A 22699-nucleotide genomic window follows, 5' to 3' on the forward strand; every position below is an offset into this window, starting at 1 on the left:
CCCCGAAGGGGCCATAAACACGCTCTTTAATTCTGCAGGAAAGACCTCGGCGTCTTAGGCCACGACAGCAGCCAGCGACTCCGCAAAGTAATCCACATTGGACTGATTCAGACCTGGCACGCTGATGCGGCCCGACTCCAGCACGTACACGCCAAAATCGTCACGCAGTTTCTGGATCTGCTCTTTGGTCAGGCCGGTGTAGCAGAACATGCCTTGCTGTTTGACGAAGTAGCTGCTGTCGTACTGGGGAGCCAGCTCTTTCAGACGATCGTGTACACGCTTGCGCATGGCAGCGATACGCTGACGCATGGTTTCCACATCTGCCGTCCACTCGGCCAGCAAGGCTTCATCGGACAAGATGGTGGCAATAGCCTGACCACCGTGCGAGGGCGGGTTGGAGTAGATGCGACGCACCACGGCCTTGAGCTGACCCAGAACACGATCAGCTTCGTCCGCGCTCTGGCACACCACCGACAAGCCACCGCAACGCTCGGAGTAGTAGGAGAAGTTTTTGGAGAAGGAGTTGGCCAGCAAGAACGTCAGGCCAGCATCGACCATGGCGCGCACGGCGAAAGCGTCTTCATCCAGGCTACGGCCAAAACCCTGGTAAGCCATGTCCAGGAAAGGGATCAGCTTGCGCTGTTGCAGCACAGGGATCAGTTGCAGCCACTGCTCGTCGCTCAGATCAGCCCCGGTGGGGTTATGACAGCAGGGGTGCAGCAAGACAATGCTGTGCTCGGGCAGGACGGAGATGTCTTCCATCAGGCCGGTGAAATCCAGACCGCGCGTGGCTGGATCGTAGTAACGGTAAGTGTGGGTAGGAATGCCCGATCCACGGAAGATGGAGTGGTGATTATCCCAGGCTGGATCGCTGATCCACATTTCGCTATTGGGGTAGGCTTCGTGCAGGAAGTCGCCACCCACTTTCAAGGCCCCCGAACCGCCCAATGTCTGAATGGTCGCAACACGACCTTCTTGCAGCACTTTGCTGTCGGCACCAAAAACCAGTTTTTGCACGGCGCTGCGGTAGGAAGCCAAACCTTCAATAGGCAGATAGCCACGGGGCTGGCCCTTGGCCGCCCATTGTTCTTCAGCCCGGCGAGCCACATCCAGCAAAGGCAGACGGCCTTGATCGTCGTAATACAAACCAATGGTCAGGTTGACCTTGCGATCGCGCGGATCGGCGTGAAATGCCTCGTTCAAACGGAAAATCGGATCGCCACCATAGGCCTGCAAATGCTCAAACATGCTTGTTCCTTGAAAAATTACGGTTGTGGGCCGCCCGGGCTGATCGCCGGTCTATTCAAATAACCATTGACCTTATACCTTGGGCCTACTTTAGCCAATATCCTGGGGCTCTTTTTGCAGCACATGAGCACGCGAGCGATGCGTGAATGCGTCATCAGACTTGTCCCCCCTTGGCTCGGCACGGCACCTGTTCTTGTCTAGTCGGTGCAGGCTGTCAAACGCCAGCGTCACCTTGAAGTCTGTTCACATTTTCAGCAAACCGAAGCCTCAAGAACATGAACGCGGTGTACCAGCCTGTCTGCCTGGGCCTTGCCAGCAAAGAATATACATGGCTTTCTGAGGATACAGAACCGTGCACTTGCATTCATTGTGCTTTCGGTCCTCCCGCACTCCCCAACTGTCACCGCATTGTCATATGCAGATCCCGTCCAAGACCGTTAACATGGGACTTTCACCGTTTCAACAGGAGTCCGCCGTGTCCGTATCGCCGCTGCCCAGTTCCCTATCCTGCCCTTTAGAAGGGGCCAGCAACTTCCGTGATATAGGCGGCTATGCCACAGACTCCGGCTCCTTTCGTAAGGGTCGCGTCTATCGTTCAGACCATTTGGCGGATCTGAGCAGCCAGGACCTGGACACCCTGCAAGAGCTGGGCATTGCCCGCTCCCTGGACTTTCGCGGAGCACACGAGCGCAAACGCTCGCCTTACCAGTACAGCTTTCTGACCAGCCACGCACTGACCGTCGAGCCCACCGTCTTGCCGGACTTTATGGACATGCTGGCCAAAGGTCAGGTGGATGTGGATGCGGCACACAGCACCATGAACAAGACCTACACCGAATTTGTGACCGGACACGCCGCCACCTTTGGCCAAGTTTTTGATCAACTGCTGCAAGCTGATACGCCAGTAGTCATGCATTGCACGGCAGGGAAAGACCGCACCGGCTTTGCCGTCGCCCTGCTGCACCGCGCTGCCGGGGTGCACCCTGACGATGTCATGCACGACTATCTGCTGACCAATCAATTCTTCCGCCGCCCTGATCTGCCCGACAACCGTGGCATCAGTGACGAAGTGCTGGATATTCTATGGGGCGTCAAGCCCGAGTTTCTGGAAACCGCCTTCAAGACGATTGATGAAACGTACGGTAATCTGGAGAACTTCTTTCAGAACGCCTTGAAGCTCAGCCCCGCCCGACGCGAGGCCTTGCTGGAGCGCTACACCGCTTAAACCACGCCTACGGAGGTCGCTGGCAGTTCCCAGTGACCTTCCAGGCTCAGGGCCGGTCCCATCACATTGCGCCAGGTCGGCAAATCATGCATTTGCGTGAACAAAGGCATGCAATAACGTGGCTGCACCATATCCACCAGCCAGCGTAAATCCGTCAAACGCGGGTGCACATTCCAGCAAAGGGTATGCGTGCCACGTGGTGCATGTGGGGCCACATAGCCGGTGTGAATCAACAAGCGTTCACCAGCCTCGGCATTGGGGTCCGCAGCCCGTGCCTGACGCTCCCGAATCAGCTCCCCTGCCTTGCCCTGACAGCCGTCCGGCTCACCGGCCAGCAGCAGGTGCGCTTGCGGATCAAACGTAGCCGCACGCGGCATCAACTCACGCAAGGATTGCTGCACACCCGGCAACAACAAGTCACTGCTTTGGCTGATCATGCGGGTCAGGTTTTCGTAGCAGGACGCGTCCATGCTCCAGTCCTCAAAACCTTGCTGCTGGCGCCACAAGGCAATCTCTATCGCCCGGCCTGACGGCGGTACGGGCAACAAGGCGGGATGGGACTCCAGCAAGGACTCCAGAATGCTCCAGGCCACGTGATGAGACTGGTCGTACAAACCGTAAGACGCATCCAGCAAAGCCAGATACGCAGGCGGCGGCAAATCGAAGGGGAACAGTAAGGATTCGCAGGAAAAGTCCCCGCTATAGAACAGCCCACCGCCCACATCCAGATGCAGCCAGACCCCCCCCAAAGCATGGCCGGACAAGCCGGTACGCACGGCAATATCGCCGATATAAGTTGTGCCACGGGTTGGCAGCTCACGCCAGATCCGCCCAGCAGGCAGGCTGCGCGCCGTAGAGGCCGTGGCATAAACAGGTATGTGTTCAGGCAGCTTGGACAAGGAGCCAATATGATCCTGGTGATCATGTGTCACCAAAATGGCATCCACCTCCAGCCCTTGATACCAGTCGCACACCTGCCCAGGATACAAAGGCCCGCCGGCATCCAGCAGCAATCGCAAGCCACATGCCTGCACGAGAATGGCGGCTGGCGCTTTGCCTCCATAGCCGCTTAACACCGTCACCAGGGTCTGGTTCATGCTCCGTCCCCTACAAGGCATTCAGGCCAATACATCGCCAAGCCACACCCGGCATCCTGCTTTGCAGCACGGCGCAACACCGGACACAAAAGCAAAGCATCAATAAGCGCAATGGGCCGCAGCGCACGCTGCCGGACAGAAAAAGGCATCAACTTAAAGAACCAGAGTCACCGAGGTGCCCTGCCTTAAAAAGACTACGACAGGCTCAGGTTAAACAAGTGTTCTTTCAGCCCTGTTACAGTTTTATGGCAGTTCGATGGCAGTCACCACGCCTGGAGAAAACAGACAAAATAAAAAAAGAGCGCCAACATCAGCGCTCCTAAAGTGGGGGGAACTACAAACAGGAACTCAGACAATCAAAGGCGTGAGAAACACAGCCAGTACCACTGCCGTCAACAAGCGCATCACAATGCCCAGAACGGCGGCCAGCATGACTTCTTTTTCATTCAGATCCGAGCATTCAGCCCAGACCACCGGAATCTGTCCAAAGACAGCCGATAAGGGCAAACCGGACGACGCCAGTACAAATGAACCCACTACCAAAGATGGATCCAGTGTGGAAGCCATCGCCTGCAACTTGCCCATTGCCAAAGTGGGGCTGACCAGCATCGCCAGCACGCCCGTTTCAGGGTGAATATTCAGCGCAAGCAGACCGCGCTCAAGCACATCGCTGATAGGTGCCCAAATGCCGATATGTTCAAGCAAACCAATGACACAGAACACCAGGGCCACAGCCGGGATCAGGATCAGCAGCAACAGTTCCACTCCTTCGCGGGCGGCCTTGAACAGCATGGGCGCAAAATCGATATTCGGTGTGAAACGGGGGGCTGCCAGCAGATCCACCGAGCGAACATTGCGGTAAACCAGCCGCGACAGCAATAAGGGGGAGAGCAACAAGGGGCCGAAGATCGCAATCAGCACAACGGCAAAGACATTCACCCCGGCAAAGGTCAAAGCCATCATGCCCAGCATGAACGTGGAGAACGACTGCTGAGACTGCACCATCGTGGCTACCGCAATCTTTTGCTCGTCCTTGGTTGCACCAGCCTGCCGCAACAAAGGCCCCGAAATACGACCAGCGGCGTTGATATCGCCAAAAATGTTGTACACGCTGGGAATAATGACGGCCGGATTGATTCCAATGGCCCGCATCGCCGGCATGAACACTCGCATCATGGCATCGGTAAAACCCAAACGCTCCAGCAAGCGTCCAATGATGACGCTGATAATGACAGCCACCCCAACCTGCCCGGTCAAAAATACATCCACCACCACGGGCTTGACCTTGTTGAGCACCGTATCAAACGCGCCCGACAAGGTAGCGGGAAAGAAAAACAGCGTCAGCATGGCGAGCAGCAGCAAGCCCAGGCCCACCGCCTCGATACGCTCCATGGGCCGACGGCCCGCAGGCGCTACATGCACTACTTTGTCTATTTCTATTGTTTTGTTATCCATGTCTCTCTCCGTTCAGGAAGCTGGACCTACTGGAAGCTCAACACGTTCTTGCCCATCAAATGAGCCGTCGAAAAATGCTGGGCGTATTCACGCAGGCGGGCCCCACCCACCTGGTGCACAGGCGTGGACGTCACCCGATCACGGAACATGACCACCTCGACGCCATCGAGCAAGGCACTCAAGGCATAGGCCAAGGGCAGGCCATTCTCCAGGATCTCCAGCACGTGGCTATTGCCCACCAGGAAATTCAGACCCAATTCACGAGCACATTCGATAAGCGCATGACCGTCGTAGACCCGGCTGATAGAGGCCAGCACCGTGTCAACGCCCGGGTTCTCGGCCACCGCCTGACGCAGATGGTCGGGGCTGAATCCCGTATGCGGAAAAATGTGCAAAATACGCCCGACGCGACTGTTGCGCTCCCCTAGCCGAATCGCACCACGCGTCAAGGTGCTGGTCTCCAGAATGTTTTCATTGCCCTTGATGCGGCGTTCAGCCTGCAAGACCTGATCCTCCAGATCCAGCCCCATGAAGCCGTCAAGCCGATCCAGCATGTCGCCCAAAGTGCTCACCCCATCCAATGGTTCGCCCACGAACATCACATTGCCATGAATGCCTCCATAGGCAATATCGCTTTTAGCGACTTTGTGGCCATGCAGATACGCGATGCCCGGATGCAGACCATGAAACGCCTCATGACACTCCAGGGCAGCCACCCCATACAGGTCCAGGTAATCCTTCAGGGTCACGCCGCCGCAACTTGCGGCATCGGCGATCGGATGATGCGCAACAATGGCGTCCACCCCGGTTGCGCCCGCCAGCTCAATGCTCAATTCGGACATGGTCATGCACACCGCCACCTTGCGCACTTCCTTGTTAGGGTCCCCATGAATCAAGCCTGGGATTTCCAGTACTTCCTTGCCGTAAATTCCAGAGGACTTCCAGATCACGAAGGGATGGTGGCCGCATTTGACCTCATCCATACAGGACACCATGCGTCCCCCCGTGATTACGTTCAATGCATCCAGCAAATCGGCTACATAGGCCATGATTTTGTCTCCAAATAAAAAGCCGGCCTCGAACCCTGGGGTATCCCAGAGTCCGAGGCCGGCGGTATGCGAGCACTTCCTGTCGGCAACTTCCCCAAGCGGACCTGTCAGGGCCTGGGCTTGGCTCCAGGGCAAATTGCACATCAGGCAATCCACTCCGGACGGAAGGACAACAAGACTGTCTACCAGTCAGCTTCTTTTTATCGGTTCGGAATTCAGGGCAACGGTTCTCACCAATGCCACTGCATTCACACTCCTTTTTGCAACAACACCATAGTGGAAGACAATTGCGCCGCGGCGTCGTAGTCCTTGAATATGGCCACCACATCCAACCCATATTCGTCCACCAAAACCTGCTTCATCTCCTTTTTGAAGGCCTTGATCAGATACAGATCCGCCAGATCAGCAATATGTGCATTTTCACGGCTCAACGTCTGCAAGGCAGGCTGGCGTTTATGAACCGCCAACATGCTGATCCGATCCTCCAGCACATCAATCTTCAGCGTCACGACACCTGATGCAAAAATACTGCTGTTGATGCGGTTGTAGTCCCGGGTCAGTGCCTGCTTGAATTCGCCTAAAGAAGAAAAGCCTGCCATCCCCATTGCCTACTCCCAACATGCTTGAATTATTGTCGTTTTTCAGTGTGCGGCAAGCGCCTCCTGCGCTGTCTTGCCAAGCTGATGACGGCGATACGCCAATCCAGCGACGGCAATATCTTCAATCGCCACACCCACTGATTTATACACGCAAATTCCCTGTGCGTCGTAGCCTTGTCCCCGGTCTAATTGCAACCAATCGCTTAACTCGCACAATTTTCCCGAGACGCCACAATCGGGCGCGGCCAGAATCAGATCCCCCGCCTCCGAGAGAGTCTGCTCGCCCCACTCCACCACAATCTTGCCTGCCCGCTGCAGGCAGGCATCATCCAATTCCCGCGCTGTTGGCAAACTGGAGCCAACGGCGGCGACAAAGCAGCCGGGCTTCAGGCTGCGTCCATCAAACAGGGGATCGCGACTGCGGCTGGCCGTGACCAGAATATCCGCCTGTGCGGCGATCTCTTCCGCTCGGGCGGCTCGCACAGGCACACCACACTCCAGCTCCAGCTGGTGGCAGCGCTTCTCATCGACATTCGGGCTCCACACCAGCACACGCTGCAAATCAAAGGTCTGGCAAAACTGCAGGGCATGCGCCATCCCCTGGGCACCCAGACCCAGCACTCCCAAGGTTTGCGAATGGGGATTGGCGCCACGCTGTGCTGCCAGTACCGAGCAGGCTGCAGTACGCCATTGCGTGATCGCGCCAGCATCCAAAGTGGCCAAAGCCTGTCCGCTCAGTGCATCAAACAGCACAATGACAAAATTGAATGCGCCATGCACGGTCGTATAAATCTTGGCACCCGCCACTTGCTGGCCTGGGATGACCGCGCCCAAGGTCGACAAGCGGGTATCGCCCACCTGCGTGCGCACACGACGCTGCTGGGCCGCCTGGCCCTGCCCAAACTCGATGAAAGCCTGCTCCAGCACCTCTTGTACGGCAGGCGCATCAAGCAGCTCGTGTAGTTGCTGATCGGTCAAATGCAGCATGGCCGCTCCTTTTACCAGCTCACCGTAACGTCACCACGAACAAAGGTCTGGCACGCCATACGAAAACCCTCTGCCAGATCCTGCTCGGACAAATGCTTGTGTTCCTTGGCCTTGACCTCATCCGTATTGCTCAGCCCTTCCGTAATTCGGCACTTGCAGGTGCCACAGATCCCGCCCCCGCATTTGAACGGGATGCCACCGCGCTCGCGGATGGAAACCCGCAGCAAGTTACTGTTCTCGGCGGCAGACACCACCAAACCATTATTCGACGCAAATGTAATCTGAACCATATTCTGCTACCTCAGGATTGCTGCTGTGCCGGGGTCTGTGCCCCTGCCTGGTGACCGTCAAGCTCACACTGACGCAATTCGGCTTGTATGCTGCCAAAGTGCGTCAATCCGGCCAGTTCTTCATAAGCCTGTTCGACTGTTGCAAACTTTTCCATTTGCCGGGTAGGGATGTCATTGATCGTGCCATTTGGAGTCTCTTCCACAATGCGAACGCGCGAGCCTTCCTGAATACGCGCAATGGCAAACACCGCCTTGAAACGACCCTGAAAATGGTATTCATAGGCCGCCACCATCTCCACGCCCACGCCCGGTTCCGTGCGGTATTCCCCTGGCTTGCTGGTCAGCACCACATACATCACTGCACCTCCTGTGTTTCAGCTTGCTCCAGAACGATGTCCTGATTAATCCATAGCTGACAGGCCAGCCGCCAGCCCTGATCGAGTCGCTCGCCCAATTGTTTTTTCTCTTTCCAGTTGGCCGCTGGCAAATGCTCGCCCCCCTCCAGAACACGGCAGGCACACTTAGCGCACTTGCCCATGCCACAACCGTAGGTCAAATGCGGAAAGGGAAATTGCTTGATACCCGCCCGGACCACCAGATTGGTGTTCTCCTGCACCTCACCCACATGCGTCTGGCCGTTTTTATGAAAAGTAATGGTTGGCATGAAACCTCCTGCTGGCTGCCAATAATGCGACCGGATTGCGAGCCCTGACCGCCTGAAAAACCAAGAACGGTATACCAAGATAAAAACCGCAACCTTCAAGCAACAGTTTTTCTTGTTTTTAGACACAAATATCCGTCAATTTGAGTAGAAACCCCTATTGCGGTATACTTAATTCAATTCAAACCTATTAACGAGATCATCATGAAAACCCCCGTCGAACTTCGCTATCTGCAGCGTCCCGTCGGCGAGCAGTTGCTGCCACACTTGGCAAAGCGCAAGCATCTGCGCCGTCGTATCCCGCTCATCAACCTGCCCTCATTAACTGAACTGTTTGGCGGCCGCAAGAAGCGCGACCCCGAAGCCGGTCAGGACCAACTCCCCCACCGAGCCTAGACAAGAGAAGGCTCTGCCGAGCTGGGATCAGACTGAAAGTTGAAGGCGTCGGCATACATGAACTGCTCATTGGCGCCATGCTCCTTGAACAAACCACGGGCCTGCTCAATCATCACGGGCGAGCCACACAAGTAAATGGCATGCTCTGACAGGTCAGGTTCATCCCGGCACACCTGTTGCTGCACATAGCCGCGCGCGCCTTGCCAACTCTCGTCAGCATGGGAGAGCACAGGGACAAAACGGAACTCGCACAAGCGCTCAGCCCAAGATGCAATCTCCTGGGCCAGATACAGGTCTTCGGGCCGATTCATTCCCCAATACAGGCTGACAGGCGGGCAATCATCCTTGTCCAGCAAGGACTCCAGAATCGCCTTGATGGGGGCAATGCCAGTTCCGGTTGCCACCATGACCATGGGTCGCCAGTCGCGCTCACGCCAATAGAACACGCCCAAGGGCAGTTCCAGCAGCAGCTCGTCGCCGGCTTTCAGGGTCGGCAAACATACCTGGGTGAAACGCCCACCCTCCACTTCCCGCACATGCAATTCAATGCGCCCCTGTGCGGCATCGGCATTGGCCATGGAAAAACTGCGTGCACGCCCGTCCTCAAACAAGATGTTCAGATACTGACCTGGACGGAACGGCACTTGCACGTCCTGCGGCAACTGTAAAATCAGACGCCAGATCCCCTGACATGCCCTTTCCACGCTGTGAACCTGCGCCCGGACTTGCCGGGTTTCAGGCAAGTCATCTCGATGCGCGGCCAGACTGATCTCAATATCGGCATCGAGCCGTGCCTGGCAGGCGGCGGCATGGCCCTGCTCGTGTTCTTCATCAGCAATGCTCATGGGCAGGCAGTCATCCTCATAACAAACCTTCCCACGGGTGACCTGAATGCGGCAGGTCCCGCAGCCACCAAACTCGCAGTCGCTATAAATGCGCACGCCTTGGCGCTGGGCGGCCTGCAAGATGGTCTCTTGCGGTTCTACCCAAAACTGCTCGCCGGTTTCCTTGATATCGACACGATGGGCCATGACCCGTCCTCCTGATGCCACTATTTCTTGATGTCCGCCTGAACCAGCACGTCCAGACCCTCTGCCTTCAAGGCCTCGGCCAAGGCCTGCAAGCCAGCAACACCGGCTGCCGTATCCTGCTCGCCGTTACCACCGCTCAGGCCTATGCCACCAATGACTTCGCCGTTGACCACGATGGGGTAGCCGCCTACAAAAGCAGCAAAGCGACCTTCAAAGCTCAACTGAATCCCGAAGGCTTCGTTACCCGGCAAGGCGGGGCCATTAGGCGGCGTGGTGAACAAATGGGTGGAGCGCTTGTGGCCTGCAGCGGTAAACGCCTTGTTCCAGGCAATCTGGGCGCCGGTAATACGTGCCCCATCCATGCGCTCCATCACGATGGGGTAGCCCCCTTCGTCAACCACGCAAACGGTCTCCAGCACGCCAATCTCCTTGGATTTGGCAATCGCCGCGTCCACCATCAAGCGCGCTTCGCGCTGTTCGAGACGTAGGATCTTTTTCATATGTCTTCTCAGTATTTCGGGTTAATAAAATTCAGATACCGCGATACACGGTCTTGATCTGGGTATAGAACTCCAGGCCCGCCCGGCCCGACTCGCGGAAGGTGGAGGTGCTGGACTGTTTCAGTCCACCAAAGGGAGCATTGATCAAGTTGCCGGTTGTGGTGCGATTGATCTTGACCGTCCCGGCCTCAATGTCATTGGCGAAGCGATGCGCATATTCAGCACTGCGCGTCACAATGGCGGCCGACAAGCCGTATTCGGTGTCATTGGCCATGGCCAGTGCCTGCTCGTAGGAATCGATTTCCAGCAAGGCAATCACCGGACCAAAAATCTCTTCGCGGGCAATACGCATTTGCTGGGTCACGTCTGTGAACAAAGCCGGACGCATGAACAGGCCCCGTGCGTAGTCACCTTCAGTCAAACGTTCGCCGCCCAGTAAATGGGTGGCTTCCTGCTTGCCGATGGCCACATATTCCAGAATGCTTTCCAACTGGCTTTCGGTGGCAATCGGGCCCAGATCGGGGTTGCCATTCAAACCATTACCCACGGTCAAAGCGCTGACTTTCTCTACCAGGCGCCGCGTGAATTCTTCTTTGACCTGACGATGCACCAGCACACGGCTGGTTCCCGTGCAGGCCTGGCCGCTCAAGGAGAATCCGCCTTGAACCACCAGTTTGACGGCCAGATCCAGATCGGCGTCTTCCATGACAATCAAGGGATTTTTGCCACCCAGCTCCATTTGAGTCCGGGTGCTCATGCGTGCCTGACGACAAATGTCTTCACCCGCCTGGGTCGAACCAGTAAACGAAATAGCGCGTACCTGAGGAGATTGCACCAGCGTGGGCCCCACTTCACTGGCCCTGCCATGCACCAGATTCAGCACACCCGCCGGAATCCCGGCTTGCGCAAAGGCTTCGCACAGGTAATAGCCCGTCAAAGGTGTGTCGGATGAAGGCTTGAACACGACGGTATTACCGGTGATCAATGCGGGGGCAATTTTGCGTGCCGGGATGGAGATAGGGAAATTCCAGGGCGCAATCACGGACACCACGCCCAATGGTTCACGCTGGGTGTACACCAGTTGCTGCGCATCATCCTGGGGGAAGGTCTCGCCGGTATAGGTCTGGCCTTCAACCGCATAAAAACGCAAGGTCTGGGCCGAGCGCCCGACTTCCATCTTGCTTTGCGCCAGCGTTTTGCCCTCTTCTCGCGTCAGGCCCTGAGCGATACGGTCCACATTGGCATCAAGCCAGGCTGCCGCCGCATTCAGCACACGAGCTCGAGCGGAGATAGGCGTGGCTCGCCATCCTGCAAAGGCAGCCTGAGCAGCTGCAACAGCCGCCTTTGCGTCCTCAGCCGTGGACAATGGGAAAGCCCCCACTACATCGTCACGATCGGCCGGATTCAGATTGGGCTGCGTACGCCCGCTCTGGCTGGGCAGCCACTGCCCATCAATGTAATTGTCGAAAACGACGTCCTTGAGATTGTCCACCGCTGTACTTCCTTGTTTCTAGGTCGGCGGGCAGCCCATCTGCCCGCTCGGCTTTCTGGCTCAGGCTGCTTCCAGCTGCAGTTCTTGCAGGCTGATCTCGTCTTTGACGTAATCGTTGTACAGGGAAGTGGTATACAGTAGACGCATCTCGGCACCAATTTCGCAGATACGCAAGCAACGCTGCTGCAGTTCCACCGTGTTCGCATGCTCAAGCACGATCTGGTAGCCACGCTCGCCGTGGATTTCGTCCGACACAATGTGCAGGTCGAAAAACTCCACTTCTTCGTCCGTGAAGCCGTATTTTTCGCGCAAGGTTGGGGTCTGCTTGCGGTAGATCGAGGGCACTTGGGACTCCAGGCCAACCACCAGCCCCGCCACCGCAACGACCGGATCTTCGCGCATGGCAATGGCGTAACACCAGGCCTGCAAGGCGCGGGTGGTGGCATTCATGTTGTCGGGGTCTTCGATACGGGCCCGTGTCGTGCCGCAAGCCTCGCCAAAGCGGATCAGCAGATCTGTGTGGCGGTCACCACCAATTTCCTCTTCATACATATTGGCCAACAAGAAGTCTTTGGCTTCCACGTATTCGGCGGGAGTGCGGGCATACAGATAACCCAGGTAATCGGCAAAAGGGCCGACATAGTGATAGTGGTTTTCCGCCCAGCGTGCCAGATGCTCACGGCTTAGCTTGCCGCTGGCCCAGGCAATACTGAAAGGGGAAGTATTGGCGCTTTTCCCTTTAATGGCGGTTTCCAGTGCGGTGCGAAATTCATCGCGATTCAGCAGTTTTTCCATGACTGTTTCCTTGTTGAAAGACGTCGCCCTGACAGCAGCCGACGAAAGATGAGGTTTGGACTATTTAAGTATATTGTATACCGTCTACTATTTTAGAAAGTAGGGAATAACCCTGCCCGTTTATCAGGCCAGCGCCACGCAACCATCCTTACGAGGGTCAGAAACAGCCTGCAAACGGCCGTCTGCCAAGCGCTCAACCGCCTGAGCCCCGCCAAAGTCGCTGCGGCCAGCCAGTTCGCCTACGCCTTTATCAGGCGACACATACCCGTGCTCACGCAGAAAGGCTGTACGGTTCGCATCAAAACCATCCTCCAGGGCCAGACGCCCAGCCCCCTCCAAACGCCAGCGCGGTTCAAACATCGCTTTATCCAAAGGCCAGCCATCACGCAGAACACGAGTCCATATCTGTATCTGCCCTTGGGGTTGCATCAAGCCGCCCACCACACCCAGCCCCATATGGAACTGACCCGACTTCAAGGCCAAAGACGGAACAACCGTGTGATAAGGGCGTTTTCCCGGCCCAGGGCCATTCACATGCCCAGGCTCGGAGAAACCGAAACCCCGGTTTTGCAGCACAAATCCACAGCCGGGTACGGCATACGCAGAGCCGAATCGTTTAAAAATGCTGGACATGAACGTCACCGCCAACCCGTCTGCATCGACCACAACCGTGCAGACCGTATTGCCTGCCGGATCACACACGACCCGTGAAGCCTGAACCATCGCCGCTTCGGTCGCCTTGACCAGTTCCAGCTCCGCCGCATCCTGGTCAACCGGGCGTTTCCAGGCGCGTTGCACGGCGTCCAGGACTGCCACCCCATGCGTGTTGGGGGGACATTCATAAAGACTGAACTCTCCCAGCGATGCGCTGACAGGCTCGCAAAAGAACCCTTTATGGCGGCGAAAGTCCTCAGCCCTCAACAGCCCCTGTACCTGTTCCATTGCCTGCTCTGCCTGCTGCGCGGGGCGTCCCAGATAGAAAGCATCGGGGCCTTGCGTGGCGATGTCCTGCAAGACAGCTGCCAGTTCAGGGTTCAGGTATTGCTCCCCCGCCTTGGGCGGCTTGCCCGCCCTATAAAGGGCGGCACACACGGGATCGCGGTGCAGTACAAAATCAAAGATTTGCCATTCACGCGCCGCCACCGGCGCTACCGCAAAACCTTCCCGCGCTGCCTGAATGGCAGGCTGAAACAAGCAGGCCCAGTCCAGACGGCCATAGCGCTGGTGCATATCCCACCACCCTCGCACCAGGCCAGGCGTGGTAATGGACAACACATGACGCTCCGGAATCCGTCCCCCAGGCAAAGCCTGAACCTGCTCAGCCTTCAACAGCAGGGGCGCCGCTCCGCTGCCGTTATAAGCCACTGGCATACTGTCGGGCGATGCAATCATGGCCAACAGATCGCCACCAATGCCTGTCGCCATAGGTTCGACAACCCCCATGACAGCATCGGCAGCAATAGCCGCATCCACTGCACTACCCTTGAGTTCCAGCATGGCCTGCGCGGCCCTCACCGCCAAGGGGTGCCCGGCAGCAACGGCCCAATGTTTCCCCAAGCCCTGTTTTTCACCGGCGCGATAGGCTGTCGTACCCATATCGCTCATCCGAACACCAGCACAGCGCAAATTGTCGACAGCGCCATCCCCGCCAGCACAGGAACCGTCAGGGCTCGCACCAGATCCAGCACATGCACTCGGGCAAAGCCCGCCACGGCAATCAATGAAGACCAGGCAATCAAAGTGCCACCGCCCGTCCAGATAGCACCGATCTGTCCTACCGCAGCCAAGGTTTCAACCTCCAGCCCGGATACCGGGCTCAAGGCCGAGGCCAGGGTTCCTGTCAATGGCAGGCCCGAGAAGCCCGAGCCATCAATGCCCGAGATCATGCCCACCAACAGAACACCAAAAGCCACCAGAAAATGATTGTCCGGAATCAGATGCTGCCCCGCCGAGATCAGCTCGAACAGCAGACTGGGTGTTTGTTCCAGTGGAGTGCCCAAAATGGCAGACGTTGCTTCACTGGCACCCAGGAAGAAGAAACCGGCAATGGGCAGCACCGAACCCATGGCGCGAAAGGCGAATACAAAACCATCGGTCATATGATCCGGGCAAGTGTCCAGCATGCGACGCGGCCCTTCTGCCATACAGGTAGCAATCATCATCAACACAAAGGCCACGCCCCCTACCAAACCGGCGGCGTCGCCACCCCGCAGGACAGGCAAGGACGGGATAAAGCGGGGCAACAGCATGATGCCAATCACCGCCAGAAACGCCAGTGGCGTAATCCAGGCCAGAATGCGCGAATAGCGCTCTTCCTTGGGGCTCAGGCCGGGATGCACCGTGTGCTCATTACCCGCCGTGCCACGAGCAATCTCGGCCTTGTCATACGTGCCTTGGGATTCCACTTCATCCAGGGTGCTATCCGGCGCCTGGCGCATCCAGGCATCCAGCAAACGGCTATCTGCCGGTTTGAAATAGCGGCGCATCAACAAAAATGTCAACGTCAACGCAACGCCACCGGTAATCCAGGAAAGCACCAGCGCACGATCCGCCAGCACGGCAACATCGGCTCCGACACCGGCTGCCTTGGCGCTGATGCCAGGAGCAACGCCAATGATGTAGTCGGACGATAGCGCCATGCCCTGCCCACAGATGGCGATAGCCATCGCCCCGACCAGGGGAGGCAAGCCAGCCGCAATTGCCGCCGGCAGCAAAATGGCCGACACCAGAGGTACAGCGGGTGTGGGCCAGAAGAACAGGGAAATAAAGTAGGTAGCCGCCGCAATCATCAGAAAGGACGAGGCACTATTGACCATGACCTTGCGGAAGGGGGCCACCATCTTCACATCGGCCTCCAGCCTCTTTAACGAGTTCAGCAGGGCAGTCATGAACGTGATTACCAGGAAAATATTGAACAGTTCCTGGGCCGCCACAAAGCTGGCTGAAAAAATACTGATGAAGCCTTGGATAGGGCTGCCAGTCATGGCGGTGACGACCGCCAAGGTGCCAATAACCGATGGCACCACCACATTGGCCCGGAAAATCATCGTAATGATGATGACCAGAACGCTGATCAAATAAGCCCAGTGCGCCGCACTGAGCACCACGTCGCTTTGCATGTATCCCCCTTCCTTCTCTTTTTTCTGAATATCGAGCACATCTGAAACGGTATACTATCTTCAATTGTGATTTCGAATCAGAAAAAACTATCAAAAACTGGGGAAAACTCTAAGAGTTTTATGTTTGAAACACTTAGATTGAATACCTTATACAAATGAAGAGGAAACTATGGCGGCTTTGATTGATCTGGAGGACCCGCTCTCCTGGCTGCTCATGGCCTTGCTGGTTGTGTTGGCCGCCTTTTTGCAAGGCGTTGGCGGAGTTGGGTTTGCAATGTTGGTCGCGCCGATTGCCGCCTTGATATTTCCGCAGTTGGTTCCAGGCCCTCTACTGGCCTTGGGTGGCAGCGTCTCTTTGCTGGCGGCCTTGCGAGAGCGTCAACATATCGTGCCCAATGTGGTTGTCTGTGCACTGGGTGGCCGTGCCACCGGATCGATCATTGCCATACTGGCCATGACACAACTACCCATAGAGGCGGTGAATCTGGGTTTTGCCCTGGCCATTCTGGCCGCAGTCGCACTGAGTGCCTGGGGCTTGCGCATCCTGCCTTCCAAACGAAACATGATCCTGGCGGGCATTGCCTCGGGCATCATGGGAACCCTGACCTCGGTAGGCGCTCCCGCTCTGGCAATTGCCATGCAAAACCTGGCTCCTGCACAGCTACGCGCCTCATTGGGTCTTATTCTGTTTTTAGGGGCAAGCCTGTCCTTGATCCTGCTTATGGTGGCTGGCCTGTTCTCCTGGCAACAGGCAATGCTCAGCATTGTGCTCTACCCCTTCATGCTGCTGGGCTTCGCCTTATCAGGACGATGGCGTCATAAAGTCAGCATGCCGCTAATGCGTAGATTGCTATTGGGGATTTGTTCGCTAAGCGCCGTGGTCTTGATCGCCCGCAGCGTGTGATGAGGATGCTTAGGCCGCAAACTGTATACCATATTCAGAAAAATGCGCTCACACCGTATAATCGTGGCTGGCCCTTTTGCCCAATTGCACAGGTCGCACCATGAATATCCCCAGTTTCAGCCTTCCCAACACCCTTTCCGGCGCGGAAAGCCGTCGCTTGGGCGATCAACATGCGTCATTGTTTGCGGTTATCCGTGACCAATTGCGCGAGCGCATCTTGAGCGGAGAATTTCATCCGGGGGATCGCCTTGTAGAAGGTAAATTGGCTAGCGAACTGGGCGTCTCGCGTATTCCGGTACGGGAAGCCCTGCGCGAGCTGGCCTCGGAAGGTCTGGTCACGATCGAACCACGACGTGGGGCCTCAGTGGCTATCCTGTCGACCGAAATTGCCTACAACATGGCTGAAGTGCGCGCCACGCTCGAAGGATTGAATGCAAAACTGGCCGCCCAACGCCGGGACCCAGCCAATATCGAAAAGCTGCAAACCATTCTGAGCCAGGGCCATGAAGCCATGGATGCCGGCAATCTGGATTTGCTCAAATCCCTGAACCGCCAGTTTCATGAAACCCTGGCCACCATGTCGGGCAATATTGTTCTGACCGAGCTCATGCGCTCCCTGCGTGACCGCACCGCCCTGTTATTTGCGCCCAGCAATTTGCAGCGCATCCGCCAAAACTGGGAAGATCACTCCCAGATCCTCAATGCGGTTGTGGCCGGTAATGGTGATCTGGCCAACCTGCTGGCCACCCAACACGTGCACAATGCAGCCAAAGCCTATCAGGACGCCCAGAACGGCGAGAAAACCTGATCAGGCCGGGCGGCCTGCTCTCAAGGCCGCCTCAAATACCCTCCAGACCGATGCCAGACGCCGCTGGTATTTGTGCGCACCACCAAACAGAAGCTCGCTTTGCAGACTGTCGATCAAGGCCATGTACGTCATGGCCAGGGTCTCCACGCTCAAACCTGTTTCCGATTTGGCCAAAGCGGACTGTGCCAAGGCTTGATGGATGATGCGTTCCAGATCGTCCATGAACACATGCATGGGCTGCATCACCACATCGTACAAATGCACAGGCGGCGCAAACAAGGTGCGAATCCAGAAACGCACTTGATGTGATTGCTCAAAGCGCTCCTGTATCCCTTCCAGATACGCTCGCAACTGCTCCTTGATGTCATCGCCTCCCTGCAGAACTTGACGGGCGTGGTTCAGCTCATCGTCCACAATCTTCGGAATCAGGTTCAGAAACAGCTCGTCCTTGTTGCGGAAATGGGCGTAGACCGAGGGCTTCTTGATGCCGACATCAGCGGCAATCTCGTTCATGGTGGTGGCATCGAAGCCCTGAACAGCAAAGCGCGCCAACGCGGCATCCTGCAGTTTTTCAGTCGTGGTTTTGCTCACAGTCCAACAGCTCTCAGTCAAAGGCCAATGATCAGGGCCGCTTTCGCGGCCCGCAGCAACTGCCTATTTTACAACCCCCAGCTCACTGACTGATCGGGTCACCGTGCGGCAACGGCCAGCCAGAACATACAGAACAATAGCCAACAGACCGCAGCCACCAATTGCCACAGGCAAAACCTGCGGCCCAGGCACAGCCAGACTGACGATATAGCCCACCACCGCCGAAATCAAGTAATGGAACATGCCCATCAAGGCTGCAGCCGTCCCAGCCTGTGGGCCAGCCACATCCATGGTCAAGGCCGTCACATTGCCAAACACCATGCCTAAAGAGCCCACCGAAACAGCAATCAAGGCGGCATACAGAATCAGGCCCGCCACATCAGCTTGCACCACCGCATACAGGAGCAGAGCCGAGGCCGTATGGACAATCAGTCCCAAAGCCAGCACCCGAGAGGTGGGCATCCCGGCCTTCAACAAATAATTGCTGACGACCCCACCCAGAACCAGCGCCACCGAGTTACCGGCAAACACATAGCTGAATACGGCGGGCGACAAGGAAAAATGCTGCGTGAACACAAAAGCCGAGCCGCTGATGTAGACAAACAAGGCGGCCAGTGCGAAACCACCGGAGCCGGTATATGCCATGAAAGCCTTGTTACCCAGCTCGCGACCGTAGGCGCGAACAATATGACCGGGGTTCAAAGGCACACGCTGGCTCACGGGCAGCGAATCCGGTATGGCTTTAAGTCCCCAGAGCAGCCCCATCGTCCCTAATGCCGCCAGCATCCAGAAAATGGCACGCCAGTCTGCATGGCTCAACAGGTAGGCACCCAGAATGGGGGCCACAATCGGTGCAATCATCATCACCTGCATCAGCAGGGAAAAGATGCTTGCCGACTCTTTTACATCGCACAAGTCCGCCACAATGGCACGCGGTGTGACCAAGCCCGCTGCGGCGCCTAACGCCTGGATAAAACGCGCCGCCAACAAGGCTTCAACCGATGTGGCCAAAGCGCCAAAAACCGAGCCCACCACAAAAATAACCACGCCCAGCAGCAAGGGCACTCGACGCCCGAAGCGATCCAGCAAAGGGCCGTAAATACCTTGGCCCAAGGCCAGGCCTGCCAGAAACACCGACAAGGTTTGCTGAATCCGGCCGGGGGAAGCCCCCAGCTCCTGCGCAATGGCAGGCATGCCCGGCAAATACATATCAATGGCCATGGCATCCAATGCCGTCAACAAGGCCAGCAACAAGATCAAGGGCCAGGCCAGGCTTCTGGCACGTGACAGCTCGCTCATGTCACACCCTCTACACTGCGGAAGGACAGAAATTCAAACACGCTCACACCCCCGTATATAGCGACGTCAATCAAAGCTACCTACCGATAGGTAGGAAAGCCGCTACTGTACTCCTTTTCAGAATTCAGGCAGAAAAAAACCCCGGAAAATACCGGGGTTTTGGTGGGCACCTGCGCAACTTACTTAGATATCCAGCAGATCGCCCATGTCGTCGGCGTGCTCTTCTTCCACCGCCATGATTTCAACCAGCATCTGGCGAGTGGTCGGGTCGGTGTCGCCAATGCGCTCGATCATCTGACGATAGGACTCGATCGCAATACGCTCGGCAATCAGGTTGGCGCGAATCATGGATTTGATATCGTCGCTATCGTCGTACTCTGCATGGCTACGCTGGACCAGATTGGCCGGGTTGAAATCCGGCTCGCCGTTCAGTTGCACAATACGTTCGGCAATGCGGTCGGCATGCTCGGCTTCTTGCTGGGCATGTTCCAGAAACTCGGCTTTGATAGGCTCATTGTTCAAGCCGGTAGCGGTGAAGTAGTGGCGCTTGTAGCGCATCACACAGACCAGCTCGGTGGCCAGGGCCTCATTGAGCATCTGAATGATTTCTTCACGATTACCCTTGTAGCCGGATGCCACCGCCCCGTCGTCCACAAACTTCTTGGCAGCTGCACGGATGGCGGCAACATCGATTGGACCTTGGCTTGCTTGGACTGCTTTCTGCTTACTCATTGCATTCCTCCGTATTGATTCCCACCGCGAAAGTGCGGCGCTGTATCGCGCAACAACCGGAAACGAACACACTGACTCCATAACCAACAAGAGCTTGTCCAAGGACAAGCGCTTTACCTAAACCTGGGCTTGAAGTCTGCACGCTGCTTGTGGTTGAGACCGGTCGTGCAAGAAACTGAACAAAGTGGATAGGTGCTGTCATGGTAGCGATTGCTCCTTGGCTTGGAAAGCGCAAAACGGCTGTTTTCCTTCCTTGGAAGGTGGCTGTTTTCGGATAGAAAACCGGGAAATCCCTTAAGCGAAAGTCGCCAGAACTCATGACACATGCGGCTTGGGGGAAGAAATTGTTACCGGCAATCGCGACCCGAAAATGGCCTGATTCTGTACAAGCCGGGATACAAGACCAAACACTTGGATACATACCCTCGGTTTCGAACGACATGTTCAGTTCTTCTTTTCAGAATCATATAGTTCTATTAATATGAAACGATCGTTACTTTAAATCCACGATCATGACTTCAATGAGCTGGCTGCTTCTTACCTATAAGGTCCCCTCTGAACCCAGTGCAAAACGGCTGGCCTTATGGCGGCGCCTGAAAGCGCTGGGCGCGGTGTATCTGCAAAACGGGGTATGTGTTCTGCCTAAAACCGACGAGCATGTGCGCCGTCTGAAGGTGCTGGAAAACGACATCACGACCATGGAAGGTGAATGCGTCTTGCTGGAGACCATTGCTCTGGACAAGGCACAAGAGGACAAAGTCATCGCCCGTTTTACGGACGACCGCAACGAGCAATACCAGGAACTGCTGGGCCGTTGCAAAGACTTCGAGGCCGAAATCGACAAGGAAATTTCGATTCAGAAATTCACCTACGCCGAACTGGACGAAGAAGAAACCGATCTGAAGAAGCTGGAAAACTGGTACGAGAAAATCCAGAAACTGGATTTTTATGGCGCCCCCCTGGCACAGGTTGCTCAAGAGCGCCTGCAAGAGTGCAAGGCACGGCTGGATGCGTATGCCCAAATGGTCTATGACGCTCATGAAGAAAACCGCTAATCCCGCGCTTACCCCGACGGCCGACGCCTCCCGTGCCAAAATCCACCGCAGCGTCTGGGCACTGGGCTTTGTGTCCATGTTCATGGATATTTCCTCGGAGCTGATCCACGCCCTGCTGCCCATTTATATGGTCACCGTCATGGGTACATCGGTACTGGCGGTCGGTTTTATTGAAGGCATTGCCGAGGCCACCGCCTCCATCATGAAGGTGTTTTCCGGAGCGGTCAGCGACCGTTTTGGGAAGCGCAAACTGCTGGCAGTAATTGGCTATGGCTTGGCCGCCCTGACCAAACCCATTTTTCCACTGGCGAACTCGCTGGACTGGCTGGTCGGTGCCCGCTTTGTAGACCGCATCGGCAAAGGCATACGCGGTGCGCCGCGTGATGCTTTGGTCGCCGATGTCACCCCGCCCGAGCTGCGCGGCGCAGCCTATGGCTTGCGGCAAACGCTGGATACCATTGGCGCCTTTGTAGGGCCCCTACTGGCCATCGCCCTGATGTGGTGGACAGCAAACAACTATCAGTTGATCTTCTGGGTTGCCGTGCTGCCTGCCTTTGCGGCCATCGCCGTTCTGGTGTTCTTTGTACGCGAACCGAAGATCCCGGCCACCATCCGCCCCCGCAAACTGCCTCTGAACCGGGAAGATCTGGGCCGCCTGGGTTCCCGCTACTGGTGGGTTGTCGCAATTGGCCTGGCTTTTACCCTGGCCCGTTTCAGCGAAGCCTTTCTGATCTTGCGCGGTGAATCCAGCGGTCTGCCGCCCATGTGGGCCCCTGCCGTGCTGGTCGTCATGAGCGTGGCTTTTTCCCTGTCCGCCTACCCCGCCGGTGTGCTGTCAGATCGTATGCGTAAAACTGACCTGCTCCTGATCGGTGTGGCCCTGCTGATTGCAGCGGACCTGATCCTGGCTTTCGTGCCCGGCTTGCTGGGTCTGGGCCTGGGCGTTGCCTTGTGGGGCCTGCATATGGGCTTTACCCAGGGCCTGTTCAACGTCTTGATCGCTGACAGCGCCCCCACCGAACTGCGTGGCACCGCCTTTGGCATGTTCCACCTGCTAACCGGTATCGCTCTGCTGCTGGCCAGCGTCATTGCCGGCGTGCTCTGGGATACCATCGGTTTCCAAGGCACCTTTGCCGCCGGTGCGATCTTTGCGGTTTTGACTGGCCTAGGTTTGATTACCTTGCGACGTTCCGCTCAAGGAGCGTTCTGAAACAAAAAGGCCGACTTCATGTCGGCCTTTCAGACTGCTGACAAACCCTCCCATAAAACAGCAGGCTTGTTCATAATACGTTCATGCTTAAGACCCCGACTGCTTATCAACATGAATGGGAAATGGTCACGCTGGACTCCTTGGTTCCGGGCGACC

Annotated in this window: 25 protein-coding genes; 6 read left to right on the forward strand and 19 right to left on the reverse strand. The window is 56.6% G+C overall.

All coding sequences use genetic code 11. From position 1 onward, the window contains the following. Positions 1-54: 54 nt before the first annotated feature. Positions 55-1248 (reverse strand): aromatic amino acid transaminase, encoded by a 1194-nt coding sequence (locus tag KOE80_RS18160; RefSeq protein ID WP_226349673.1) that lies wholly within the window; start codon positions 1246-1248, stop codon positions 55-57. A 475-nt stretch (positions 1249-1723) separates the two neighbouring features. On the opposite strand from KOE80_RS18160, the gene KOE80_RS18165 reads away from it, so the two are divergent. Next, positions 1724-2473: a tyrosine-protein phosphatase gene (locus KOE80_RS18165; protein WP_060185509.1), complete on the forward strand. Its 750-nt coding sequence runs from the start codon at positions 1724-1726 to the stop codon at positions 2471-2473. Here the strand turns inward: KOE80_RS18165 and KOE80_RS18170 are convergent. The 8 genes from KOE80_RS18170 to KOE80_RS18205 all read right to left on the reverse strand — a co-directional run bounded on the left by KOE80_RS18170 (position 2470) and on the right by KOE80_RS18205 (position 8614). Continuing rightward, on the reverse strand, positions 2470-3570 hold the full coding sequence (locus KOE80_RS18170) for an MBL fold metallo-hydrolase (RefSeq protein ID WP_226349674.1): 1101 nt from the start codon (positions 3568-3570) through the stop codon (positions 2470-2472). The two genes, KOE80_RS18165 and KOE80_RS18170, sit on opposite strands and share 4 nt — an antisense overlap. A 348-nt stretch (positions 3571-3918) precedes the next feature. Next, positions 3919-5025: a hypothetical protein gene (locus KOE80_RS18175; RefSeq protein ID WP_035274771.1), complete on the reverse strand. Its 1107-nt coding sequence runs from the start codon at positions 5023-5025 to the stop codon at positions 3919-3921. Positions 5026-5051: 26 nt separating this feature from the next. Next, on the reverse strand, positions 5052-6074 hold the full coding sequence (locus KOE80_RS18180; RefSeq protein WP_026483541.1) for a Nif3-like dinuclear metal center hexameric protein: 1023 nt from the start codon (positions 6072-6074) through the stop codon (positions 5052-5054). A gap of 248 nt (positions 6075-6322) precedes the next feature. Then, positions 6323-6673 (reverse strand): hypothetical protein, encoded by a 351-nt coding sequence (locus KOE80_RS18185; protein ID WP_035269656.1) that lies wholly within the window; start codon positions 6671-6673, stop codon positions 6323-6325. Positions 6674-6715: 42 nt separating this feature from the next. Next, on the reverse strand, positions 6716-7660 hold the full coding sequence (locus KOE80_RS18190; RefSeq protein ID WP_226349675.1) for an ornithine cyclodeaminase family protein: 945 nt from the start codon (positions 7658-7660) through the stop codon (positions 6716-6718). A gap of 11 nt (positions 7661-7671) precedes the next feature. Next, positions 7672-7950, reverse strand: a complete 279-nt coding sequence (locus KOE80_RS18195) for a 2Fe-2S iron-sulfur cluster-binding protein (protein WP_226349676.1) — start codon at positions 7948-7950, stop codon at positions 7672-7674. Positions 7951-7961: 11 nt separating this feature from the next. After that, a complete protein-coding gene (locus tag KOE80_RS18200) occupies positions 7962-8306 on the reverse strand; it encodes a ferredoxin (RefSeq protein WP_088451752.1) in 345 nt (114 codons plus the stop codon). Beyond that, positions 8306-8614, reverse strand: a complete 309-nt coding sequence (locus KOE80_RS18205) for a 2Fe-2S iron-sulfur cluster-binding protein (RefSeq protein ID WP_009457376.1) — start codon at positions 8612-8614, stop codon at positions 8306-8308. The genes KOE80_RS18200 and KOE80_RS18205 overlap by 1 nt, the downstream gene beginning before the upstream one ends. A gap of 201 nt (positions 8615-8815) precedes the next feature. Here KOE80_RS18205 and KOE80_RS18210 point away from each other — a divergent pair, with 201 nt between their 5' ends. Continuing rightward, positions 8816-9007 (forward strand): hypothetical protein, encoded by a 192-nt coding sequence (locus KOE80_RS18210; RefSeq protein WP_105630127.1) that lies wholly within the window; start codon positions 8816-8818, stop codon positions 9005-9007. Here KOE80_RS18210 and KOE80_RS18215 read toward each other — a convergent pair. The 6 genes from KOE80_RS18215 to KOE80_RS18240 form a co-directional block, all read right to left on the reverse strand. Beyond that, positions 9004-10038: a 2Fe-2S iron-sulfur cluster-binding protein gene (locus KOE80_RS18215; protein ID WP_226349677.1), complete on the reverse strand. Its 1035-nt coding sequence runs from the start codon at positions 10036-10038 to the stop codon at positions 9004-9006. The two genes, KOE80_RS18210 and KOE80_RS18215, sit on opposite strands and share 4 nt — an antisense overlap. Positions 10039-10058: 20 nt before the next feature. Further along, positions 10059-10538, reverse strand: a complete 480-nt coding sequence (locus KOE80_RS18220; protein WP_022983673.1) for a GlcG/HbpS family heme-binding protein — start codon at positions 10536-10538, stop codon at positions 10059-10061. A gap of 31 nt (positions 10539-10569) precedes the next feature. Next, the gene (locus KOE80_RS18225; RefSeq protein WP_137430498.1) at positions 10570-12030 is read right to left on the reverse strand and encodes an aldehyde dehydrogenase family protein; all 1461 of its coding nucleotides are present in this window, start codon (positions 12028-12030) and stop codon (positions 10570-10572) included. A 60-nt stretch (positions 12031-12090) separates the two neighbouring features. Then, a complete protein-coding gene (locus tag KOE80_RS18230; protein ID WP_022983674.1) occupies positions 12091-12825 on the reverse strand; it encodes a TenA family transcriptional regulator in 735 nt (244 codons plus the stop codon). 123 nt (positions 12826-12948) lie between these two features. After that, the gene (locus KOE80_RS18235) at positions 12949-14430 is read right to left on the reverse strand and encodes a gamma-glutamyltransferase family protein (protein ID WP_226349678.1); all 1482 of its coding nucleotides are present in this window, start codon (positions 14428-14430) and stop codon (positions 12949-12951) included. Then, on the reverse strand, positions 14427-15944 hold the full coding sequence (locus KOE80_RS18240) for a hypothetical protein (RefSeq protein ID WP_009461936.1): 1518 nt from the start codon (positions 15942-15944) through the stop codon (positions 14427-14429). The genes KOE80_RS18235 and KOE80_RS18240 overlap by 4 nt, the downstream gene beginning before the upstream one ends. Positions 15945-16113: 169 nt before the next feature. Between KOE80_RS18240 and KOE80_RS18245 the strand changes: the two genes are divergently transcribed. After that, the gene (locus tag KOE80_RS18245; RefSeq protein WP_226349679.1) at positions 16114-16848 is read left to right on the forward strand and encodes a sulfite exporter TauE/SafE family protein; all 735 of its coding nucleotides are present in this window, start codon (positions 16114-16116) and stop codon (positions 16846-16848) included. A gap of 100 nt (positions 16849-16948) precedes the next feature. Beyond that, positions 16949-17656 carry a GntR family transcriptional regulator gene (locus tag KOE80_RS18250; RefSeq protein ID WP_009461948.1) on the forward strand — a complete coding sequence of 236 codons (708 nt, stop codon included), beginning with the start codon at positions 16949-16951 and terminating at the stop codon, positions 17654-17656. On the opposite strand, the gene KOE80_RS18255 is transcribed toward KOE80_RS18250, so the two are convergent. The 4 genes from KOE80_RS18255 to KOE80_RS18270 form a co-directional block, all read right to left on the reverse strand. Continuing rightward, a complete protein-coding gene (locus tag KOE80_RS18255) occupies positions 17657-18247 on the reverse strand; it encodes a TetR/AcrR family transcriptional regulator (RefSeq protein WP_226349680.1) in 591 nt (196 codons plus the stop codon). 63 nt (positions 18248-18310) lie between these two features. Continuing rightward, positions 18311-19546 carry a multidrug effflux MFS transporter gene (locus KOE80_RS18260; protein ID WP_115634605.1) on the reverse strand — a complete coding sequence of 412 codons (1236 nt, stop codon included), beginning with the start codon at positions 19544-19546 and terminating at the stop codon, positions 18311-18313. A gap of 183 nt (positions 19547-19729) precedes the next feature. Next, positions 19730-20278 (reverse strand): ferritin-like domain-containing protein, encoded by a 549-nt coding sequence (locus KOE80_RS18265; RefSeq protein ID WP_009461955.1) that lies wholly within the window; start codon positions 20276-20278, stop codon positions 19730-19732. Continuing rightward, positions 20271-20720: a hypothetical protein gene (locus KOE80_RS18270; RefSeq protein WP_137430495.1), complete on the reverse strand. Its 450-nt coding sequence runs from the start codon at positions 20718-20720 to the stop codon at positions 20271-20273. The genes KOE80_RS18265 and KOE80_RS18270 overlap by 8 nt, the downstream gene beginning before the upstream one ends. Before the next feature lie 79 nt (positions 20721-20799). On the opposite strand from KOE80_RS18270, the gene KOE80_RS18275 reads away from it, so the two are divergent. After that, a complete protein-coding gene (locus tag KOE80_RS18275) occupies positions 20800-21333 on the forward strand; it encodes a Chromate resistance protein ChrB (protein WP_080747983.1) in 534 nt (177 codons plus the stop codon). Further along, the gene (locus KOE80_RS18280; protein ID WP_083055019.1) at positions 21317-22543 is read left to right on the forward strand and encodes an MFS transporter; all 1227 of its coding nucleotides are present in this window, start codon (positions 21317-21319) and stop codon (positions 22541-22543) included. Before KOE80_RS18275 ends, KOE80_RS18280 begins: the two co-directional genes overlap by 17 nt. Positions 22544-22699: the final 156 nt, after the last annotated feature.

Origin of the sequence: Alcaligenes sp. 13f, from assembly GCF_020496585.1 — a bacterium.
GTDB classification, from domain to species: domain Bacteria; phylum Pseudomonadota; class Gammaproteobacteria; order Burkholderiales; family Burkholderiaceae_B; genus Alcaligenes; species Alcaligenes phenolicus.

Excerpts from the sequence above, each read along its gene's own strand:
- KOE80_RS18160 (WP_226349673.1), bottom strand. The coding sequence starts at position 1,248 with ATGTTTGAGCATTTGCAGGCCTATGGTGGCGATCCGATTTTCCGTTTG.
- KOE80_RS18170 (WP_226349674.1), bottom strand. The coding sequence starts at position 3,570 with ATGAACCAGACCCTGGTGACGGTGTTAAGCGGCTATGGAGGCAAAGCG.
- KOE80_RS18175 (WP_035274771.1), bottom strand. The coding sequence starts at position 5,025 with ATGGATAACAAAACAATAGAAATAGACAAAGTAGTGCATGTAGCGCCT.
- KOE80_RS18180 (WP_026483541.1), bottom strand. The coding sequence starts at position 6,074 with ATGGCCTATGTAGCCGATTTGCTGGATGCATTGAACGTAATCACGGGG.
- KOE80_RS18185 (WP_035269656.1), bottom strand. The coding sequence starts at position 6,673 with ATGGCAGGCTTTTCTTCTTTAGGCGAATTCAAGCAGGCACTGACCCGG.
- KOE80_RS18190 (WP_226349675.1), bottom strand. The coding sequence starts at position 7,660 with ATGCTGCATTTGACCGATCAGCAACTACACGAGCTGCTTGATGCGCCT.
- KOE80_RS18195 (WP_226349676.1), bottom strand. The coding sequence starts at position 7,950 with ATGGTTCAGATTACATTTGCGTCGAATAATGGTTTGGTGGTGTCTGCC.
- KOE80_RS18200 (WP_088451752.1), bottom strand. The coding sequence starts at position 8,306 with ATGTATGTGGTGCTGACCAGCAAGCCAGGGGAATACCGCACGGAACCG.
- KOE80_RS18205 (WP_009457376.1), bottom strand. The coding sequence starts at position 8,614 with ATGCCAACCATTACTTTTCATAAAAACGGCCAGACGCATGTGGGTGAG.
- KOE80_RS18210 (WP_105630127.1), top strand. The coding sequence starts at position 8,816 with ATGAAAACCCCCGTCGAACTTCGCTATCTGCAGCGTCCCGTCGGCGAG.
- KOE80_RS18215 (WP_226349677.1), bottom strand. The coding sequence starts at position 10,038 with ATGGCCCATCGTGTCGATATCAAGGAAACCGGCGAGCAGTTTTGGGTA.
- KOE80_RS18220 (WP_022983673.1), bottom strand. The coding sequence starts at position 10,538 with ATGAAAAAGATCCTACGTCTCGAACAGCGCGAAGCGCGCTTGATGGTG.
- KOE80_RS18230 (WP_022983674.1), bottom strand. The coding sequence starts at position 12,825 with ATGGAAAAACTGCTGAATCGCGATGAATTTCGCACCGCACTGGAAACC.
- KOE80_RS18235 (WP_226349678.1), bottom strand. The coding sequence starts at position 14,430 with ATGAGCGATATGGGTACGACAGCCTATCGCGCCGGTGAAAAACAGGGC.
- KOE80_RS18240 (WP_009461936.1), bottom strand. The coding sequence starts at position 15,944 with ATGCAAAGCGACGTGGTGCTCAGTGCGGCGCACTGGGCTTATTTGATC.
- KOE80_RS18245 (WP_226349679.1), top strand. The coding sequence starts at position 16,114 with ATGGCGGCTTTGATTGATCTGGAGGACCCGCTCTCCTGGCTGCTCATG.
- KOE80_RS18250 (WP_009461948.1), top strand. The coding sequence starts at position 16,949 with ATGAATATCCCCAGTTTCAGCCTTCCCAACACCCTTTCCGGCGCGGAA.
- KOE80_RS18260 (WP_115634605.1), bottom strand. The coding sequence starts at position 19,546 with ATGAGCGAGCTGTCACGTGCCAGAAGCCTGGCCTGGCCCTTGATCTTG.
- KOE80_RS18265 (WP_009461955.1), bottom strand. The coding sequence starts at position 20,278 with ATGAGTAAGCAGAAAGCAGTCCAAGCAAGCCAAGGTCCAATCGATGTT.
- KOE80_RS18270 (WP_137430495.1), bottom strand. The coding sequence starts at position 20,720 with ATGTCGTTCGAAACCGAGGGTATGTATCCAAGTGTTTGGTCTTGTATC.
- KOE80_RS18275 (WP_080747983.1), top strand. The coding sequence starts at position 20,800 with ATGAGCTGGCTGCTTCTTACCTATAAGGTCCCCTCTGAACCCAGTGCA.
- KOE80_RS18280 (WP_083055019.1), top strand. The coding sequence starts at position 21,317 with ATGAAGAAAACCGCTAATCCCGCGCTTACCCCGACGGCCGACGCCTCC.